This window comes from Pseudomonas sp. HMWF006 (genome assembly GCF_003061205.1).
Lineage (GTDB): Bacteria > Pseudomonadota > Gammaproteobacteria > Pseudomonadales > Pseudomonadaceae > Aquipseudomonas > Aquipseudomonas monsensis.
Genome location: NZ_QAIU01000420.1, coordinates 1 through 731, shown reverse-complemented (window position 1 = coordinate 731; position 731 = coordinate 1). Strand labels below are relative to the sequence as shown.

Here is a 731-nt window from a genome sequence, read left to right as displayed (position 1 = left end):
GATGCTCGGTTTGCCGTTCATTGCGGTGATGCCGGCGACCACCTCCAAGGAGAAGATCGCGCAAATTGCCTTCTACGGTGGCCAGAGCCATCTGGTGAAGGATCCGACGCAGATCTACGCCGAGTCCGAACGTCTGGCGCGCGAGCATGGCGGCCACTTCATCGATCAATTCACTTATGCCGAGCGCGCCACGGACTGGCGGGCGAACAACAACATCGCCGAATCGATCTTCCAGCAGATGCGCTACGAGAAACACCCGGAACCGAGCTGGCTGATTTCCAGCCCCGGCACCGGCGGCACCACTGCGACCCTTGGCCGCTATGTGCGCTATCGCCAGCACTGCACTCGCGTGTTGTGCGCCGACGCCGAGCGTTCGGTGTTCTTTGATTACTACCAGACTGGCGACGCCAGCCTGCGTCTGGATTGCGGTTCACGGATTGAAGGAATTGGCCGGCCTCGGGTGGAGGCGTCGTTTCTGCCCAAGGTGATCGATGCGATGGTCAAGGTGCCGGACGCCTTGTCGCTGGCGGCCATGCATTATCTGGCGCAGCGTCTGGGGCGGCATGTCGGCGGGTCGAGCGGCACCAATCTGATTGGCGCATTGATGGCGGCGCAGCAGATGAAAGCGGCGGGGGAGTCGGGGTCGATCGTGGCGATTTTGTGCGATGGCGGTGAGCGTTACGCTGACACCTATTACGACCAGGACTGGCTCAAGGCGCAGGGGTATGAGT

1 protein-coding gene is annotated in these 731 nt (G+C 61.8%); it reads left to right on the top strand.

Annotated features, from left to right (window positions below):
- Positions 1-731, top strand: a 731-nt coding sequence (locus DBR24_RS17405) for a PLP-dependent cysteine synthase family protein (protein ID WP_256591594.1), incomplete at both ends; no start/stop codon positions are given.